The sequence below is a fragment of the Mycolicibacterium baixiangningiae genome (assembly GCF_016313185.1).
Lineage (GTDB): Bacteria > Actinomycetota > Actinomycetes > Mycobacteriales > Mycobacteriaceae > Mycobacterium > Mycobacterium baixiangningiae.
In genome coordinates this window covers 2,249,499-2,269,239 of sequence record NZ_CP066218.1, presented here as the reverse complement: position 1 = coordinate 2,269,239, position 19,741 = coordinate 2,249,499, and the positions used below count along the sequence as shown (strand labels likewise).

The following is a 19,741-nucleotide window of genomic DNA, read 5'->3' as shown; positions in this document are numbered from 1 at the left end:
AACCGGGCCCCCTCCATGTGGAGGGGGCCCGCCTCGTTGGGGCTGTCACTCGGCAAGCGCCGGACGTGGAGTCGGACTTCGCATCGGGCTTCGAGTCGGACGCAGCATTCTTGAAGCCCTCCTCAGGAGGTGGGACAGCTCAGTCCGACGTCATGGCCTCGCGCAGGGTGCGCGGCCGCAGATCGGTCCAGTTCTCCTCGACGTAGGCCAGGCAGTCCGCACGCGTGGCCTCGCCGTAGACGACGCGCCAACCCGCGGGCACGTCGGCGAACGTGGGCCACAGGCTGTGCTGCTCCTCATCGTTCACCAACACGTAAAAGGTGCCGTTGTCGTCATCGAATGGATTGGTGCTCACTGTTTCTCCTGTTCGTCTTCGCGGTGGCCGCCCCGAGATCCGCACCGAGGACGCGGTCGGACAGCAGGCCGAGGCAGCTGAGGTTGGGGAAGCCGGGTCCCTGGTTCAGCCCGGCCAGGCCGGGCAGGAACAGTTTCGGCGCGACGCCCGCCACGGCGAGGTCGTGTCCGATCGACTCCTGCAGCAGTTCGCCGGTCAGCGGCCCGCCCAGTCCGAGTTCGAGGAGGTCGCGTGCGTCCTGGCCGAGCAGGGGCATGAACCACAGCGGGTCGGCGCCCTGACCGTCGATCACCAGGTCGAAACCGTGCACGGTCTCGACGCGTTCACCGCCCCGCTCGGTGTGCAGGGTCAGCCGGATCCGCCCGTCGCGCGGCACCGCGTGCGCGACGCGGCCACGCAGGTGCCGGATGCGGTCGTCGGCCAGCAGCGCCTCCTGCACACGGGCGGAGAACACGCCGCGGTCCGTGCGGAACATCGCGTCGCGACGCTCGGTGAGCGTCAGGCCCGTCCAGCCGGTGGGGTCGGAGAACAACGTGTTCTCGAAGAACCCTTCCCCCCGGGTGAACAGCGTGACCTGTGGCGAGATCACCGTGATCGTCGAAACACGGTGCCGGAAAAGCTCATTGAGCATCGACGCGGCGGTCTCGCCACCGCCGATCATCGCGACGCGCTCGGCGACGATCAGTTCGTGCCCGGCGGCGCGGCGCCAGAAGTCAGCGATCGACATGACCCGCGGATGGCCCGGCAGCAATGTCCGTTCGGCCTGGCCGGGTCCGGTGATCATCACCGCGTCGGCGACGACGGTCGAGTCCCGGGTGCGCAACTCCCAGCCCCGACCGCCAACCGACATGCGTTCCACCTCGCCGTGCACCACGTCCATACCGATGGCGTCGGCGACCCAGCGCAGGTAGGCCGCCCACCTGTGGTGGTTCGGCGCCGGCCTGCCGCGGTCGATCCACTCGGCGAACTGCGAGGTGGCGACGAGGTAGGCCTGCCAGCTGTGCCGGGTCATCCGCTCGTCGAGTTCGGCGTTGCGCCGCGGCACGAGCGCGGAGCGGTACGGGAAACCGATGTCCTTCTCCGGGCTGGTGCCCAGGCGGTGCTGTCCGTCGGTCCACCCGCCTGCGGCGGTCCAGTTCGCCCCCACCGCAGTGCGTTCGACCGCCACCACCTCTGGTGCGTCGACGCCCATGTTGCGCAGCTCGGCCGCCTTCGCGGCGACGGCGACGGCCTTGGGGCCGGCACCGATCACGGCCAGTGTGGCGGTCATGGGGCGACCTCCTGCAGCGCGTCCTGCCACAGAGACTGCAGGACGGCGACGTCGTCGGCGGACAGCACGTCGGGCAGCGTCCGCCACTGGGTGGCCAGTACGGGTGCACCGGACTCGCCGAGGACGGCAGCCATCACGGTCACCTCGTGACGGACGGCCAGTTCCGGTTCGGGCAGCACCGACACCGCGTGCAGGAGTCCCTTGTCGACGTCGAACGCCCCGGCGCCGCCCACGTCGGCACGGCCCAGGTAGTTCAGCAGGAGCTGCGGTGGCCGGTAGGCGGACAACCGGTCGGCGGTGTCGGGCCGCAGATACCGCAGCAGGCCGAAATCGATTCCGTCGCCGGGGATCTCGACCGGCCCGGTGTCGGGGTCGACGCGGACGGGATATATCGCGCTGAGCAGTCCGACGGTGTCACCCGTGTCGGCGCCGTCGCTGACGATGCTGTCGGCGCGGCCGTGTGTCTCGAGTGCCAGCAGCGGTGCAGGGGTGGGTTGTCCGCGTCGCCGGCGCCAGGCGGTCACCGTGCGCGCCGCCGCCGTGGCCAGCAGCGCCGGCATGGCTTCCGCTGAGGCGATCAGCCGCGCGGTGAGGTCGGGGTCGGTGATCGCGACGCTGACCGCGAGATCGCAGGCGCGGTCGGTGTCCGGCCGTATACGGCGCGCTCCGAGCTCCGGGTCGGCGCCGTCGAGTTGTGCCGCCCAGAAGTCGGCGGTGTCGAGGCGGTGGGCCCGCTCGTGCAGGAGCGCCGACCACCGGCGGTAGGTGGTGTGTTCACGCGTCGGCACGGGCGCGCGCCCCGCCCGAAGCGAGTGCCAGGCGGCGTCGAGCTCACCGAGGACGACCCGCCACGACGCCGGATCGATCGCCAGCACGTGCGCGGTCAGCACGAGCACACCCGCGCCCCGCTCCGGGCGCAGCCACACCGCCGACCACATCCGGCCGCGTTCGGGATCCAGTGTCTGCACGGCGTTCTCGGTGTGCTCGCCCACCGCGGCGGCGAGGTCACCGCCCACCGCGACCTCCGAGAACAGCTCGTCGGCGGACGTATCCGCTTGTGGCACAAGCGTCATGGTGGTGCGGTCGAATCGCGCGCGCAGCACTTCGTGACAGTCGAGGACGGTGCCGAACAGGGCGCGCAGCGCGTCGGCGGTGATGCCGTCGGGCAGCGGAATCGCCTCGGTCTGCGCCAGCCGGCGCGGGTCGCCGTACTCGTAGAGCCAGTGCACGTTGGGCAGCACCGGAACCGGCTCCAGCCCGGCCACTTCGGGTGCGTCCGATGCGGGTTCCGCGCCCGCCTCCGCGTCGATCGCGGCGGCGAGTTCGCGGATCGAGCCGCATTCCAACATCAGCCGGGCGCGCAGCGCGACGCCGCGGCGACGGGCGGCCTGCACGACCGAGAGCGCCACGATGCTGTCCATCCCGAGGGTGAGCAGGTCGGCGCTCACGTCCACCGCCGCGGTCCCGAGCAGTTCGGCGACCGCCTCGGCCAGTGCCGTCTCGGTGGGGGTCTCGGGTGCGGCCGCCGGTCCCGTCGCGGCGGCGTCGTGGGCCGCCAGGGCCGCGTCGTCGATCTTGCCGTGAGCTGTCAGCGGCAGTTCGTCGACGACCGCGATGTGGTGTGGGACGAGGTAGCGCGGAAGCCGGGTACTGAGCAGGCGGCGCAGCTCGGCGACCTCCACGGCGGTGCCCGCGGTGGCCGCGTACGCCATCAGCCTCGGTCCGCTGGAATGGGTGCGGACGGCGACGTGCGCGGCGCGCACGGCGGGGTGGGTCTGCAGCACCGCGCTCACCTCGCCCGGTTCGACGCGGAAACCGCGGATCTTGACCTGATCGTCGCTGCGGCCCAGATACTGCAGGGCGCCGTCGGCGTTGCGTCGCACCACGTCGCCGGTGCGGTACATCCGGTGTCCGGGCTGGAGCGGATCGGCGACGAACCGACCGGACGTCTCGCCTGAGCGGTTCAGGTAGCCGCGGGTGAGCTGGGCCCCGGACAGGTACAACTCCCCCGCCACCCCGTCGGGCACCGGACGCAGCCACGCGTCGAGTACGTAGGCGCGGGTGTGACGGGTCGGCAGACCGATCACCGAATGCGGATGCTGTGGGAACGCGGCGACGACGGCCTCCACGGTCGTCTCGGTGGGCCCGTAGCAGTTGTACGCGGTCATACCGGTGCGTGCGCATTCGTCGCGGATGAACCGCCACGTACCGCTGCCCACCGCTTCGCCGCCGAGGGCCAGCACCGTCAGCGGCACCCGTGTCAGCAATCCGAAAGCCTTGAGCTGAGCGAACATCGACGGGGTCGTGTCGATCATGTCGATGCCGTGCCGGTCGATGGTGTCGACCAGCGCCTCGGCGTCGCGTTGAACGTCGTCGCCGATGATGTGCACCGAATGGCCCTCGAACAGCGCGACCAGCGGCTGCCACGCGGCGTCGAAGGTGAACGACCAGGCGTGCGCGATGCGCAGCGGTCGGCCGAGGCGGGCGGCGGCCGGGCGCAGCACATGCCGAGCGTGGTCGTCGCCGTAGGCCAGCACCGCGTCGTGGGTGCCGAGGACGCCCTTGGGTAGCCCCGTGGTGCCGGAGGTGAACACCGCGTAGGCGGCCTGTCCAGGGGCGACCGCTGCCGGTGACCACGACTCGTCGGGTGCTCCGACGGTGGCCAGCAGCGCATCGTCGACGACGACGGGGGCCGCGGTCTGGCGCAGGATCTCGCTGATGCGCTCACCGGCCATCGCGGGGTCGAGCGGGACGATCATGCCGCCCGCCTTGAGCACCCCGAGCATGGCGATGACGTAGTCGGGACCGCGCGAAAGCCGGACGGCCACCGGGGTTTCCGACTTCACGCCCTGAACGGTCAGTGTCGCGGCCAGCCGATCGGCGGCGGTATCGACCTCGTGATAGCTGAGCGCGCCACCCTCCCAGCTGATCGCGATCGCGTCCGGCGTCCTGCGCGCGGCCTCGGTGAATGCGGTGTGCACACCGGACCCGTGGGCCGGCGCAGCGGGCGCCTCGACCTGGTCCGGGCCGTCGTCGGAGATGCGCACCTCGCGTAACGGCCGGTCCCACAGCGTGATCAGCCGCTGCACGGTGTCCAGCAGGGTCTGTCCGACGCCCTGCGGGGTGAGGGCGCCCAGGGCGCCGTCGAGGGTCTCCACCAGCACGGTCAACTGCTCGTCGGCCATGTGTGCGGCGATGGTGACCGGGAAGTGCGACAGGCTCTCCAGCGCCGCGGGGATGAAGGTGGCGCCGTCGGCCTCGAACCGGTGGTCACCGCCGACGATCCCACCCGGCGGGAAATTCTCGTACACCAGGAGCGAGTCGAAGATCTCACCGACACCGGCAAGGGAGCGCAGCTCGGCGTGCGCGAGATAGCTGTGGTCACGCAGCGCGGCAGCGGTGCGCTGCAGCGAAAGACACTGACGTGCAACGGTGTTCACCGGGTCGAGCCGTACCCGCAACGGCACGGTGTTGATGAACAGACCGACCATGGTCTCGACGCCGGCGAGTTCACCGGGGCGTCCTGAGACCGTCATCCCGAAGGTGACGTCGCGGCGGTCGGTGAACACCGAGAGCATTGCCGCCCAGGCCATCTGCACCAGGGTGTTGACGGTGACGCTGCGCGAGCGGGCCGCCTCGGTCAGCCGGTGGGTGGCGGCGGCGTCCAGCCTCACCTCGGTGCGCCGCGGCAGTCCAGGCGCGGGTTCGACGGCCGACAGCGCTGGAGTCAGCAGCGTCGGGCCGTCGAGGCCGGCTAGGTGTTCGGTCCACAGTGCCCGGCCGGCGTCCTGGTCGCGGCCGGCCAGCCAGCCGATGTAGTCCCGGTAGGGCCGCGGCGGGCCGCCGAGCGCACCCAGCTCCCCGCCCGCACGGTAGAGCGTCATCAGTTCGCCGACGAACAGCGGGAGCGACCAGCCGTCGATGACGATGTGATGGGCGACGATCGCGAACCGCCATCGCGGACCGGGCATGTCGATCAGCAGGAAACGGATCACCGGTCCGTGTCCGAGGTCGAAGGGGCGCGTGCGCTCGCGGTGCTCGAGCTCCGCGGCCTCCTCGGCGGTCTGCGCGGTGACGTGGCGCCACGGCACGTCGACGCGGGCGGGGATGACCTGGACGGGGCGGGGCAGGTCGCCGCGGAAGAAGCTGGCCCGCAGGTTGGGATGCCGGGTCAGCATCGCCGCCGCGCACCGGCGCAGCAGGTCGGTGTCCAGAGTTCCGGTGACGTCGGCGGCCATCGCGATCACGTAGGGATCGCCGTCCGTGTGCTCCGGGCCGGTGAGCATCGTCATCGAGTAGAGCCCCTGCTGCAGGGGGCTCAACGCCATCACGTCCTCGACGGCGTTGGCGGCGTCTGCGGCCTCGGTCTGTGTCACGGCGCATCCCCCCGCGATGCACCCCACGACGCCGTCAGTGCGGCGAGTTCGTCCGGGGACAGACCCGAGGCGCTCATCGGTGCGTGGCTGGTGTCGGCCTCATCGTCGGCGCCGGCGGCAGCGGCCTTGTCGTCGACGGCGGCGGCGAGCTCCTGCAGGGTGGGCTGTTCGAACACCATCCGCGCGGTCAGCGTGAGCCCCGCATCGCGGGCGCGGGCGGCCAGCTGCACGGCGAGGATGCTGTCCCCGCCGAGGCTGAAGAAATCGTCGTACCGGCCGGTGACCTCGACGTCGAGTACCTCGCCGAGCAGTGCTGCCAGGGCGCGTTCGGTGTCGGTGGTGGGTGGCTCACCGGTCCGACCCGCCGCGCGGGTGGCCGGTTCGGCGGCACGCGAGTCCGAGCCGACGAGTTCGAGCACACCGTCGGCGCTCCACCGGGCCTGGTCACCGGTGCGGTGCAACCGCGCCCCCGGCTGCGCCCCGTAGGGGTGGGCGACGAGCCGGGTCGCGGTCAGGCCTGCCCCGTTCCAGTGGGCGGCGGCGAGTGGTCCGCCCGCGGTGTACACGTCGCCGACCACGCCGACCGGCGCCGGCTGCAACGCCTGGTCGAGGACGAATAGGCTTCCGCCACCCCACTGTTCGAGGATGCGCCGCCGCTCGCCGGGCGCACCGATCTCGAGGTCGCGGACCGTGAGGTCGGGCTGCTCGGCGAATGCCGTCACGACGCGGCCGAGCCAGCCGACGAACCGCTGCGCGGTCTCGCGGCTGTAGAGCTCGGGTCGGTAGATGACGTGTCCGCGGTACCCACCACCGTCCTCGTGGGCGAAGAAGTTCAGCGACAGGTCGGCATGCGCGGCGTCGAAGGTCGGCTCCAGCACCGTGACGGTGGTGTCGCCGTCGGGGCCGTGGCCGATCACCCGATTCTCGGGGAGCTGTTCGCGGACGTGCACCACGACGCTGAACAGCGGGTTGCGCGCCAGCGTGCGGACCGGGCTGACCGCGTCGACGACCTGATCGAACGGTAGGTCCTGGTGGGCGTAGGCCGCGAGCGCCATCTCACGGGCGCGGCGGCACACCTCCCGCAGGGTGGGGTTGCCGCGAAGGTCGTTACGCAGCACCAGGATGTTGATGAAGAAGCCGACCAGCTGGTCGAGTTCCGGCTCGGACCGGCCGGCCACCGGGGTGCCGAGCGGGATGTCGGCGCCGGCGCCCGCCTTGTGCAGCACGACGGCGACCGCCGCCTGCAGCAGCATGAACTCGGTGACTCCGAGTTCGCGGCACAGCACCGCCAGCTTGTCCCGGGTGGCGCCATCGATGTGGAATTCGACCGCCTCGGCGAGCCCGCTGGGCACGGGTGGGCGCGCGAAGTCGGGTCGCAGCCCGGTCTCCTCGGGCAGACCGGCGAGTTGTTCGGTCCAGTAGGCGCGCTGGGGCCCGGCGATACCGGTGTCGTCAGCGAGCAGTGCCGCCTGCCAGGCGCCGTAGTCGGCGTACTGCACGGGCAGCGGCGCCCAGGCCGGCGCCTCGCCCGCGGTCCGGGCCCGGTAGGCGGTCAGCAGATCGGCGAACAGCACGGTGGCCGACCAGTGGTCACCGGCGATGTGGTGCATCACCACCGACAGCACGTGGCCGTCCTGCACGCTCAGGATCGCCGGGCGGATCGGCCGGTCGCCTTCGAGGTCGAACACGTGGGTGCGTTCCCGGTCGAGTTCTGCGCGCAGCCACTCGTCGCCGTCCCCGCGGGCACGGCGCACCGTCACCGGTTCGGGCGGAAGGACGACCTGGTAGGGCACGCCGTCGATCTCGCGGTAGACGGTGCGCAGGATCTCGTGGCGGTCGATCACGTCACCGATCGCGGTGACCAGAGCATCGACGTCACACGGCCCACGCAGACGCGCGGCGAACGGGATGTTGTTGACCACGCTGGGCCCGTCGACCCGGTAGGCGAACCACGACCGCAGCTGTGCCGACGACAGCGGCGCAGGCCCGTCGAGGTGCAGCGGGACCAGGCGCGGTCGCACCGGTCCGCCGCCACCGGCGCGCAGGGTGTCGACGTGTCCGGCGATCTGCGAGACGGTCGCCAGCTCGAAGACCTCTTGCACGCCGATGTCGACACCGCACGAGGTCCGCACGGCGGCAACCAGTTTCGTCGCCAGCAGCGAATGCCCACCGAGGTCGAAGAAGGAATCGTCGGCGCCGATGTCCCCGTCCCGGCCCAGCAGATCGCCGAACAGTCGCGCGATCTCACGCTCGGTGTCGGTCGCGGGTTCACGGAACTCGATCGTCGAACTCAGCTCCGGTTGCGGCAGCGCGGCACGGTTGATCTTGCCGTGGGTGGTGATCGGGACCTCGTCGATGACGACGTACGCGGCGGGCACCATGTACTCGGGCAGCGCCGCGGCCACCCGCGCGCGGATGCGGTCGACGGCGACCGACTCCCGGTCCTCACCGCTCACCGGGGTCAGGTAGCCCACCAGGCTCTTGCCGACCCCCGGCAGATCGTCGACCATGACGACGGCCTGACCGACGCTCGGGTCCACCGAGATCGCGGCCGCCACGTCACCGAGTTCGATGCGGAACCCGCGGATCTTCACCTGTTCGTCGGCGCGCCCGACGAACTCGATGTCACCGTCGGCGTTGCGGCGGGCGAGGTCACCCGACCGGTACAACCGCCCGCCCGGCGTGAACGGATCGGCGACGAAGCGCTCCGCGGTCAGGCCGGGTCTGCGGTGGTAGCCGTGGGCGACATGTGTTCCGCCGATGTAGATCTCGCCGATGACGCCGACGGGCACCGGTTGCAGCGCATCGTCGAGCAGATGCATCTGCGTGTTGATCTTCGGGCGGCCGATCGGCACGATGCGGGTGCCCTGCTTGCCTTCCACCTTGTAGCGGCTGGCGTTGATCACCGTTTCGGTCGGTCCGTAGAAGTTGTGCAGCAGCGCGTCGAAGGTGGCGTGGAACTTGTCGGCCACCTCGCCCGGCAGGGGTTCGCCGCCGATCGGCACGCGTTGCAGGGTGCGCCACTGGCTGACCCCGGGTAGCGACAGGAACAGACCCAGCAGTGACGGCACGAAATGCATGGCGGTGATGCCTTCGTCGCGCAGCAGGTCGGTGAGGTAGCCGATGTCGTTGAGTCCGCCCGGCCGGTGGATGACCACGCGCGCGCCGCATGCCAGCATGCCGAAGATCTCGGCGATCGACACGTCGAAACTGGGCGAGGCGACCTGCAGCATTCGGTCGTTCCCGTCGACCTGGTAGTCGTTCTTGAACCAGACGAAGTACTCCGCGACCGGGCGGTGCGGTACGGGCACACCTTTGGGCAGGCCGGTGGTGCCTGAGGTGTAGATCAGGTACGCGGTGTTGTCGGGCAGCAGCGGCCGCACCCGGTCGGTGTCGGTGGGGTCATCGGCGGGCAGCCCGTCGATACCGGCGAGCGGTTCGCGCAGAACCACTTTCGCGTCGCAGTCGCCCAGGATGAACGCCAGCCGGTCCTCGGGGTAGGTGGGATCGATCGGTACGTACACCGCACCGGCCTTCACCACCCCCAGCGCGGTGATGATCAGCTCCGGCGACTTGTCGAGCAGCACCGCGACGCGGTCCTCGGTGCCGATGCCCTGGTTGATCAGCCAGTGGGCCACCCGATTGGCGGCCGCGTTGATCTCGCGGTACGAGTAGTGCCTGCCCTCGTAGACGACCGCGACGGCGTCCGGTGTCCGGGCCACCTGCGCGGCGATCACGTCGGGCAGTGTGCTGGGTGGGGTGTCGAACCGCTCCCCGCAGGCGACGTCGTGCAGCCAGGCGGCGTCGGCCGCATCCATCAGGTCGAGGCGCGACAGCGGTGTGTCGGGACGGTCCAGTGCGCTGTGAAGTAGGACGACGAAGTGGTCGAGAAGCTGGTGGGCCAGTGCCGGTTCGATGATCTCGACCAGGTGCTCGATCTCGACCCGCGCGCCCCCGCCGGACCGATCGGCGTCGAATTCGACCATGATGCCCAACGGCAGCTGGGTGATGTGGCTGCGCAGCTCGGCGCGTTCGCAGCGCACACCCGGCGGGGTGAACCCGAATCGGTCGGGACCGCGGAATCCGAAGCTGACCCTGGTCATCCGCTCAGTGCCGTGGCGGCGGTCCGGGTTGAGCTCGCGGACCACCAAATCGAGGTTGACGCCCTGGTGGGCGAATGCGCCGAGCGCGGTGTCGCGGGCGTGGATCAGCATGTCGCGGAACGACATCGACGGTCCCGGCTTCAACCGCATCGCGACGGTGTTCCCGTAGTAGCCGATCCGGTCCTCTGTGCCGGTGCCGCGGTTGAGCACCGGGGTGGCCACCAGGAGATCGTCGGCGTGGGTGTAGCGGTGGATCAGGGTGCCGAACACGGCGAGCAAAACCGCGTATGGGGTGCATCCGGTCTCGCGCGCCAGATCGGCCACGCGGCGTGTGGTGTCGGCGCCCAGCGCCACGCTGCTGCGCGCCGAGCGCCAGGTCGTCGGCACCGCCGAACCGGTCGGCCCCGGAAGTTCGAGCGGCTCCGGCGGATCGGCCATGACCGTGCGCCAGTACGCGAGGTCGGCCTCGGCGTCCCGGGGACCGGCGGGTACGTGCGGGGTGAGGTCCTCCCCCAGGTCGGCGCCGGTGTAGGCGCGGGTGAGGTCGGCGAAGAACACCTCCCACGAGCCGTCGTCCCACGCGATGTGGTGGGCGACCAGCAGCATGACGTACTCCTGAGCACCGGTGCGCACCATGGTGATTCGCAGCGGAGCGTCGCTTGACAGGTCGAACGGCGCGGCGAACTCCCGCTGCGCGAGGACTTCGAGGCGCAGCCGCTGCGCCTGCTCGGACTGGCTCGCGACGGTCAGGTCGTGTTCGGACCACGCGGGACGCAGGTCGGCGTGCACGGTGGGGCGCGGTTCGCCGGTGTCGCCGGCGGCGTAGGTGGTCCGCAGCACGGGATGTCTGCGTGCGACGGCGTCGAGGGCACTGCGCAGGGCGGGGAGGTCGATGTCACCGCTGATGCGGTAGGAGAGGCAGACATTGAGCAGCGCGCCGGACGGGTCGGCGGCTTGCACGAACCACATCCGCAGCTGACCGTCGGACAGTTCGCGGGGAGCCGCCTCGCCGGCTGTGGCGTGCTGCGAGGAAAGCCCGCGCTCGCTGAGCCTGCGGCGCAGCAGTTCCAGGCGTGCTGTGTCATCCGGGCCGGCAAGCCTTGATTCGGTGGTGTCAGTCACGCGGGATATCTACTTTCTCGTCGAGCTCGGCGACCAGTTCGCCGCCGGTGATGCCGCCCAGCAGGGTGGCGAGCGGGACGGTTCGGCCGATGACACGTCTGAATCTCTTACGGAGATCAAGGGCGAGCAGCGAATCGACCCCGAGGTCGAACAGCGACGCGTCGAGGTCGATCGCGCCGGGGTCGGTGATGCTGAGAACGGCCGCGAGTTCCCCGCGGACGGCGTGGACGGTGTCCACCGCGGCGGCGAGTGTCGCCGGCCCATCGTGCCCCCGCTCGGGCTCAGCGCTGCCGAAGAACATCCGCATCCGGTGCATATCCGCCGAGAGCACCAGTGGGTCGACCGTGTGCTCGCACAGGCTGGCCTCGATCGCCGGTTCCGGGGCCATCGGCCGTAGCCCGGACCGTTCGATGCGGGCGGTTTCGGCGGCGTCGACGATGCCGGCGCCGCCCTCGGATTGCCACAGCCCCCACCGGATCGCCACGGCACGGCGGCCGTCGGCGCGCAGCTGCTGGGCCATCGCGTCGAGCATCCGGTTGGCGGCCGAGTACACGGCGTGGCCGGTGCCACCCCACAGTCCGGACACCGACGAGCACAGCAGGATGCGGGCGTCCGGGCGCAGCGGCCACAGTGCGGCCAGGTGGGCGAGTCCGGTGACTTTGGCGCCCAACGTGTTCGCCGCGTCCGCCGCGTCGAGGCGGTCACCGCCGGCGAAGGTGGCGGCACCCGCGGCGTGGATCAGCATCGACGCACCGTCCGCCCGGGCAGCTGCGGCGGCGACGCTCTCCCGATCGGTGAGGTCGCACGGTACCGAGAGCACCTCGGCGCCGTGTGGTCGCGCCAGTTCTGCCAGCACCGCGGGTTCGACGGCGCGGCGGCTGAGCAGGACGATGCGTCGGGCGCCGCGGTCGGCGAGGTAGCGCGCATAGTGCTGACCGATCGCGCCCGCACCACCGGTGATCACCACGTTGTCGAGCACCCCCGACTGCAGCGACAACGGCTGCGCGACAGGCGCGTCGAGCATGGTGCGCCGGTACAGCGTCGGTTCGGACCCGGAGTCACGGAGGGCCAACTCCCCCGCACCGGTCAGGAGCGTGTCGATCAGAGCCGGGTCGATCAGCGCCGGGTCAATCGAGGTGTCGGCGGAGACGTCGAGATGGTGGAAGCCGAGTTCGGGGTTCTCCAGGCCGAGGCTGCGGTGCATCGCCGCGAGTGCGGCCGCGGTGAACGCCACCGTCTCACCGGTCCGCACCTGCTCGCCGGCGGCGGTGATCAGCCATACGTCCCGGCACCGCGGGCCGGCCGCTGCGGGGTAACGCAAGGCCCCGGCACCGACCAGGTCGGTGAGCGCCGCGACCGCGGTGTCGGCGTCGGCGGCATCGGGCTGCGGTGCGACGACGACCATCAGCTCCGCGGTGTCCGGCGCCGTCAGTGTCACACCGGGGTGGCGTTCGGCGGCAGCGCGCACCCGCTCGAAGAGGGCACCGGCGGCACCGAGGTCGGTCACGGCCACCGCGACGGGCGCGGCGTGATTCGTCCGCACACCCGTGACCGGTTGCCATACCTCTTGCGCGACAGTCAGGTTCGCCGTTTCGGGCAGCGGTTCCGGACGCGCCCACATGGGAGTGGCCCGCATGGGGGCGTTCGGGAATCCGCGCAGCCGATTCGCGGGGTGACCGACGGCGTCGCGCCAGCCGTAGCCGGGGTCGGCGACGACGGCAGCGGACAGGTGCGCCGAGAGGGCCTCGGTGATCGGCTCGTCGCGCCGGCCCGATCCGACAAGCGTGGCGGCGGCGTCGCCGAGGATGTCGCCCATCGCGAACAGTAGTTGCGGATGCGCCGACAGCTCGACGAAGGTCGTTGCACCACAACGCAACGCGGCTTGGAAGGCGCGGTCGAAGCGCACCATGTTCCGCAGGTTTCCGTACCAGTAGTCACCGAATGCGGTGCCCGCGGGAACGACGTCACCGGTGGCGCCGCCGATGAACCGCACCGGGGTTTCGGCGAACACCTGCTGCGGGAGCCGGCGCAGCAGATCGTCGCGCAGCGGTTCGAGGATGCTGGTGTGCACCGGGAAGCCGACGGTGATCTCCCGTGCGAACCGGCCCTGCTCGCGCACCAGTGCGACCGCAGCCGAGACCGCGTCCCGGTCACCGGAGACCGCTACCGAGGTCGGGGCGTTGACCACGGCCAGCTCGAGCCAGCCCGGGGTGGCGGCGATGACCTGCTGTGCGGCGTCGGGATCGACCCCCAGGACGGCGACGGCGTGGTCACCGGGCAATCGGTCCACGACGCCGGCGCGGGCGATCACCACCGACACCGCATCCGGGAGCGTCATCGCACCGGCGATGTAGGCCGCGCCGATCTCACCGAGACTGTGGCCGACGGTGACGTCGGGCAGCACCCCGAACGACCGCCAGACGTGGGCCAGCGCGACGGCGTGGGTGAACTGCGCGCCCTCGATCTCGGTTTCCGAGAAGGTGTTCACGGCGTCGGACCCCGTCAGGTAGCGGACCGGGGACGCCGCCCCCGCCGCGACGAACGCCGCGGCGCACGCGTCGACCGCCGCCCGGTACTCGTCGAGCTCCCGGTAGGCCTCTGCGCCCATCGACGGCCACTGGGTGCCCTGCCCGGGGAAGACGAACGCGATGCGCGCTGCGGAACCGTCGGCGCTGCGGGCGACGAGCGGATGGTCGGCACCGTCGGCGACCGCCCGCAGACCGTCGGCCAGTTCGTCGCGGCCACCCGCCCGGATCACCGCGCGGTGCCGCCGCACCCGGCGGGTGGTCACCAGCTGCCCGGCCACCTCAGCCACCGACGCCGCCGGGTTGCGGTCCAGGTAGCTCAGCACCGCACGCGCGTCGTCGGCGAGCAGATCACCGGCATGGGCGCTCAGCGGCACCGGGATGCGACCGTCGGGCCACCGGTTCGACCGGTTCACTTCGCTTCCCGGGGCCGGTCCGGCACCGCGACGACGAGGTGGGTGTTGGTGCCGCTCATCCCGAACGCCGACACCGCGCCCACGCGTTCGCCGTTGCGTGCCTGCCACGGTGTGAGCTTGTTCGCCAACCGCAGAGCGCTGGTCTCCCAGTCGATCTCGCGACTCGGCTCGTCGACGTGCAGGGTCGGTGGGACGGCGGCGCGGTCGGCGGACACGAGCACCTTGGCCAGCCCGAGGGCGCCTGCGGCGGCCTGGGTGTGCCCGATGTTGGATTTCACCGACCCGAGCAGTGGCCCGCGGCTCGGGGTGGCGGCGCCGTAGGTGGCCGCGAGCGAGTGCAATTCGGTCCGGTCGCCGAGTCGTGTTCCGGTGCCGTGACCTTCGACCATGCCGACGTCTTCGGGGGTCACCCCGGACTGTTCCATCGCCCGTGCGAACAGTCGGGTCTGGGCCCGCTCGCTCGGGGCGGTGAGGCCGACGGTGCGGCCGTCGGAGTTGACGCAGCTGGCGCGCACCTCGGCGAGGATGTCGCGGCCGTCGCGCACCGCACGTGACGTGCGTTGCAGCACGAACAGTCCCGCGCCCTCGGCCCACACGGTGCCGCCGGCGTGCGCGCTGTAGGGCCGGCAGTGCCCGTCGTCGGACAGCGCGTGCTGTGTGGAGAATTCGACGAAATAGCCCGGTGACCCCATCACGCATACGCCACCGGCCAGTGCGATGTCGCAGTCGCCCGACCGCAGCGCCTGCACCGCGAGGTGGAACGCGGACAACGCCGAGGAGCAGGAAGTGTCGACCGTGACGGCCGGGCCGGCCAGGTCGAGCGTGTAAGCGATGCGCCCGGAGATGACACCGAGTGAGGTACCGGTGATCAGATGGCCGCTGTGGTGGGAGAATTCGCTCAGCGCGGGGCCGTACTCCAGGGCCGAGGCGCCGAGGTAGCAGCCGACGTCGTGGCCGGCCAGGTCGTCGGGGTTGATGCCGCTGTTCTCCAGCGCACGCCACGCCAGCCGCAGGGCCACCCGCTGCTGGGGGTCCATCGCCACCGCCTCGCGGGGAGAGATGCCGAAGAATTCCGGGTCGAAATGCGCAGCGCTGCTGAGGAACCCGCCGAGGTCCTGGATCGGTGTGAACCCCTCGCGCCGCGATCCGGAGAACAACTCCCGCAGCGACCAGCCACGGTCGGTGGGAAAAGGGCTCAGCGCCTCCCGCTCTTCGCAGAGCAGTGTCCAGTAGTCCTCGGCCGTGTCGATCCCGCCAGGTGCCTCCACCGCCATACCGACGATGACGACGGGGTCCTCGTCGGCGACGACACGGTCCCCGCGGGTCATCCGCCGTTCACCAGCGCAGCTACCGCGTCCAGGTGCTCATCGAGGTAGAAGTGACCGCCCGGCAGAGTCGACAGCGTGAACCGGCCCGCGGTATGGGAGGCCCAGCGCTGCGACCACTCCCGGCTGATCCGGTGGTCGCGGTCGCCGCGCAGGGCGTGGATGTCGGCGGTGATGCGCTCGTCGCGCCCGCAGGTGTATCCGCTCAGCGCGCGGTAGTCGGCCCGCACCGCCATGACGAGCAGTTCGACGAAGTCCTCGTCGTCGAGCAGTCGCGGGTCGGTGCCGCCGAGGTCGACCATGTCGGCGAGGACGTCGCGGTCGGTGCTGGGCAGCGGTGACGATTCCGCGACCGTCGACGGCGCCTGGCCGGCCGACGCCCACAGCGTGCGCACCGGAACGCCGTGACGCTCGGCGACGCGCGCGAACTCGAAGGCCACCACCGCGCCCATGCAGTGGCCGAACAGGTCGAGCGGGCCGACGCGGTCCCACGGACCGGCCTCGAACAACTGGGTGGCCAGGTCACCGATGCTGGCAGCCGCGGGGTGCCGCAGCCGGTCCGCACGCTGCGGATACTGCACGATGTAGGTGTCGATCCCCTTGTCGGCGAACGTTTTCGCCAGCCTGCGGTACGCCGCGGCGGCGCCACCGGCGTGCGGGAACACGACAGCCGTCGAACCACCCGCCGCAGGGAAGTGTTTGACCCAGGGGGCGAATTCGAGCTGCTGGGTGGTCATCGCGCCTGGGCCGAATCGAGTGCGGATGCCACGTCGGCGGAATTCATGTCGGCGACTTCGAGGTAGAGCTCGGCGACGCCCTCGAGCCGGTCGCTGCCGGACTCGTGGTCGGCGAGCCGGCGCGCCAGTGCGCCGACGCTGCGCGCGGCGAAGATGTCGGTGACCATGACACCCGGCGCGTCGAGCCACTCGCGGATCCGCGCCACGGTCTGGGTGGCCAGCACGGAATCACCGCCCAGCTCGAAGAAGTCGTCGTCGGCGCCGACGCTGTCGCGGTCCAGGACGGTGGCGACGATGTCGGCCAGCGCCCGCTCCAGTGCCGTGGCCGGTGCACGGTACGTGGGCGCCTGACCCTGGGCCCGCTCGGCCATGCTCCGGGTCAACGCCGCGGCGACCGCCCTGCGGTCGATCTTGCCACCCACCGTGAACGGAATGGCCTCGACGAACGCGATGTGGCTCGGAACCATGTGCGGCGGAACGAGTTCGGCCATCCCTCGGGTCATGTCGTGCAGGGTCAGCCGGTCATTCGCGGCCCGCACGATGGCGGCCAGCTGTTCGGTTCGCCCGTCGCCGGGCGCGGCCAGCACCGAGGCCACGGCGGCGTCGACACCGGCGATGCGCCGCAGCGCGGCTTCGACCTCACCGAGTTCGATCCGATAGCCGCTGATTTTCACGCGGTGATCGGCGCGGCCGACGAAGTCGATCTGCCCGTCGGGCAGATAGCGGACGAGGTCGCCGGTGCGATACCAGGTGCGCCCGTCGTGGACGACGAAGCGTTCGGCGGTCAGGTCGGGACGGCCGCGGTATCCGCGGGCGATGCCGCGGCCGCCCACCCACAACTCGCCGGGCACCCAGTCGGGACAGTCCGTACCGTCGGCCGCGACGACGCGGCAGGCGTTGTTGGGCAGCGGACGGCCGAAGGGAACGGCCGACCACTCCGCCGGCAGCTCGCCCGGTTCACAGATGGTGTTGTGGATCGCGGTCTCGGTGGCGCCGCCCAATCCGGCGAACTGCACGTGCGGTGCCGCCCTGCGCAATTCGCGCACCATCTCGGTGCGCACCCAGTCGCCGCCGGTGGGGACCACGCGCACCGAGGGCAGCGAACCACCCACCTGGAGCAGCATCTCCAGCCACCCCGGCATGAAGTGCAGCACGCTCACCCCGTGCTCGTTGATCATCCGCACCCAGCTGTCGGGGTCGCGGCGCTGCTCTTCGTCCACCACCACGAGCGATCCGCCGGCGCGCAGCATGCCGAAGATGTCGAGCACAGACAGATCGCCTTCGAGCGTGGAGAGCGCCAGGCACCGGTCGGCGGGCCCGATTGCGAAGTGGCCGTTGATGAATTCGAGGGTGTTCATGGCGGCGGCGTGGGTGACCTCGACCCCCTTGGGCGCACCGGTCGAGCCCGACGTGAACAGGACGTAGGCGACCTCGTCGGGAGCGATGGTCGCGGGAGTGACCTCGGGCGCCCGCGATCCGACGCGGACGGCCTCGGCGATCGTCAACGCGGGCAGGAACGTCGGCGGTCCGTCACCGCACGCCAGGGCCATGCGCACGCCGGCGGTGTGCAGGATGCTCTCCGCGCGGTCGGCGGGCTGGTCGGCGCCGACCGGCACGTACACCGCACCGGCGGCGTGGATCGCCAGTAGCGCGGTCACCTGATCGGCGCACTTGGGTCCCATCACCGCGACCGTGTCGCCCGGTTTGATGCCGGCCACCTGCAGCGCACCGGTGACGGCGAGCACCCGCTCGCGCAGTTCGGCGTAGGTGAGTGTTCCCGTCGAACTCACCATCGCGGTCGCGTCGGGAGTCGTTGCGGCGCTGCGGAAGAAGCCGTCGTGCAGGGCTTCCGCACTGCGCTCGGCACCGGTCCCGAGCGCGGCGCGCACTGCCAGTTGCGCGGCCGGCGCCGCGGGCGGATCGACGGCGTCCCACGCCGCGTCGTCGGTGGCGAGCCGGTCGAGTTCGGCGAGCTGATAGGCGAACATCGCATCGATGACCCCGGGGCGGAACGCCTCCTCGCGCACGTCCCAGTTGACCAGCAGGCCGCCGTCGAACGGCGTCACCTGCGAGTCCAGCAGCACCTGCGGCCCCTGGGAGATGTGCCACACCGGCGTACCGAACTGGTCGGTGACGTCGCCGGCGAACAGATCGCCGAGCCCCAGCGCGCTGGTGAACACGAACGGCGCCAGCGTCGGCGTGCAGTGGTGGCGGCTGAGATCGCGCAGTACCGACAGACCCGAATAGGTCGCGTGGCCGGCGGAGGTGTGCAGCGCCTCCTGCATCACCCGCGCCCGCTGCGCCGGTGTGTGCGCGTCGGTGAAGTCGACGTCGAGCATCAGCGACGACGAGAAGTCGCCGACCAGTCTGTCGACATCGGAGTGGAACGGCTCCCGGCCGAACATCGGCAGGTTGAGCAGGAAGTGCCGGCTCGTCGACCACCGGGCCAGCGTTCCGGCGTAAGACGCGGCGAACGCCATCGCCGGGGTGATGCCGCGTTTACGGGCCGCGGCGAACAGCCGGTCGCGGGTGCGGGCGTCGAGGAACTGCCAGCGCCGGGTGCCGCGCCGGGGGTTGCGCTGCTCGGCGCGCGGAACCAGCGGCAGCGCGGGAGGTTCGGGCAGTTCCGGGATGCGCTCGGACCACCAGCGGCGGTCTTCGTCGGCCGCGGGCGGGGGTGTGGCGGTGAGCGCACTGCGGTATTCGCGATAGGTGTACTGCAGTTCGGGCAGCTGCGCGCCGCGGTAGAGAGCGGCGAGATCGGCCATGAAATTGCGGTAGCTGACCGCGTCGGCGGCCTGCATGTCGAGGTCGACGTGCAGCCGGGTGCGCCCGTGCGGCAGCAGCGTGAGCGCCAGCTCGAGCATCTCCCCCTCGAGGAGCTGATGGGATTTGGCGTCGCGAATGATCTCGAGCTGCGCGGCGGCGGCGGTGTCGTCGAGCTCGCGCAGGTCGGTCACCTTGACGGGCAGGCCGCGGTCGCTGATCCGCTGCATCCCGTCGCCGAGGATGTCGACCCGCAGCATCGGGTGGCGCGCAGCCAGTGCGGCGGCCGCGGTGCCCAGCCGTTCGGGGTCGACGCCGGAGCCGTCGAATTCGACGTAGAGGTGTGCGGCCACCCCGCCGAGTTCGGTCAGTTCGTTGCGGCCCACCCACAGTGCGTGCTGCATCGGTGCGAGCGGGAAAGGCGCATCGGGGTCGCCGGCGTCACGCGGCTGCTGCGCGACGGGTTCTTCGGCGACGCGTTCTTCGGTGACGGTGTGTTCGCCGACGAGCTGCGCCCACGCGGCCACGGTCGGGTTCGCCGCCATCGCCGCGAAACGCACATCGATGCCCTGCTTCCGCCAGCGTCCGGACAGTGACATCATGCGGATGGAGTCGAGCCCGGTGGCGATGAGGTCGGCGTTCGGATCGAGTTCGGACTCGTCGACTCCGAGAAGCTCGGCAACCTCGGCGCGTACGGACTGTGAACTCGTCACAACGGCCTCCACCGCGTTTCCTCCAAGTCAACG

General features: G+C 71.1%; 8 protein-coding genes. All 8 read right to left on the bottom strand.

What is annotated here, in order from left to right; translation table 11 throughout:
* Positions 1-139: 139 nt before the first annotated feature.
* The 8 genes from I7X18_RS10600 to I7X18_RS10565 are packed head-to-tail and all read right to left on the bottom strand — an operon-like array spanning position 140 to position 19,720.
* The gene (locus I7X18_RS10600; protein WP_193047222.1) at positions 140-355 is read right to left on the bottom strand and encodes an MbtH family protein; all 216 of its coding nucleotides are present in this window, start codon (positions 353-355) and stop codon (positions 140-142) included.
* The gene (gene mbtG, locus I7X18_RS10595) at positions 333-1,625 is read right to left on the bottom strand and encodes an NADPH-dependent L-lysine N(6)-monooxygenase MbtG (RefSeq protein ID WP_193047221.1); all 1,293 of its coding nucleotides are present in this window, start codon (positions 1,623-1,625) and stop codon (positions 333-335) included. The genes I7X18_RS10600 and mbtG overlap by 23 nt, the downstream gene beginning before the upstream one ends.
* The gene (locus I7X18_RS10590) at positions 1,622-6,001 is read right to left on the bottom strand and encodes a non-ribosomal peptide synthetase (protein WP_269751309.1); all 4,380 of its coding nucleotides are present in this window, start codon (positions 5,999-6,001) and stop codon (positions 1,622-1,624) included. The genes mbtG and I7X18_RS10590 overlap by 4 nt, the downstream gene beginning before the upstream one ends.
* Positions 5,998-11,226, bottom strand: coding sequence for a non-ribosomal peptide synthetase (locus I7X18_RS10585; protein WP_193047220.1), 5,229 nt, complete (start codon positions 11,224-11,226; stop codon positions 5,998-6,000). Before I7X18_RS10585 ends, I7X18_RS10590 begins: the two co-directional genes overlap by 4 nt.
* Positions 11,219-14,167 carry a mycobactin polyketide synthase MbtD gene (gene mbtD, locus I7X18_RS10580; RefSeq protein WP_193047219.1) on the bottom strand — a complete coding sequence of 983 codons (2,949 nt, stop codon included), beginning with the start codon at positions 14,165-14,167 and terminating at the stop codon, positions 11,219-11,221. Before mbtD ends, I7X18_RS10585 begins: the two co-directional genes overlap by 8 nt.
* Positions 14,164-15,495: a beta-ketoacyl [acyl carrier protein] synthase domain-containing protein gene (locus I7X18_RS10575; RefSeq protein ID WP_193047218.1), complete on the bottom strand. Its 1,332-nt coding sequence runs from the start codon at positions 15,493-15,495 to the stop codon at positions 14,164-14,166. Before I7X18_RS10575 ends, mbtD begins: the two co-directional genes overlap by 4 nt.
* Positions 15,492-16,229 (bottom strand): thioesterase II family protein, encoded by a 738-nt coding sequence (locus tag I7X18_RS10570; RefSeq protein ID WP_193047217.1) that lies wholly within the window; start codon positions 16,227-16,229, stop codon positions 15,492-15,494. Before I7X18_RS10570 ends, I7X18_RS10575 begins: the two co-directional genes overlap by 4 nt.
* Positions 16,226-19,720, bottom strand: coding sequence for a non-ribosomal peptide synthetase (locus tag I7X18_RS10565; RefSeq protein WP_193047216.1), 3,495 nt, complete (start codon positions 19,718-19,720; stop codon positions 16,226-16,228). Before I7X18_RS10565 ends, I7X18_RS10570 begins: the two co-directional genes overlap by 4 nt.
* Positions 19,721-19,741 lie beyond the last annotated feature (21 nt).

Excerpts from the sequence above, each read along its gene's own strand:
- mbtG (WP_193047221.1), bottom strand. The coding sequence starts at position 1,625 with ATGACCGCCACACTGGCCGTGATCGGTGCCGGCCCCAAGGCCGTCGCC.
- I7X18_RS10575 (WP_193047218.1), bottom strand. The coding sequence starts at position 15,495 with ATGACCCGCGGGGACCGTGTCGTCGCCGACGAGGACCCCGTCGTCATC.
- I7X18_RS10570 (WP_193047217.1), bottom strand. The coding sequence starts at position 16,229 with ATGACCACCCAGCAGCTCGAATTCGCCCCCTGGGTCAAACACTTCCCT.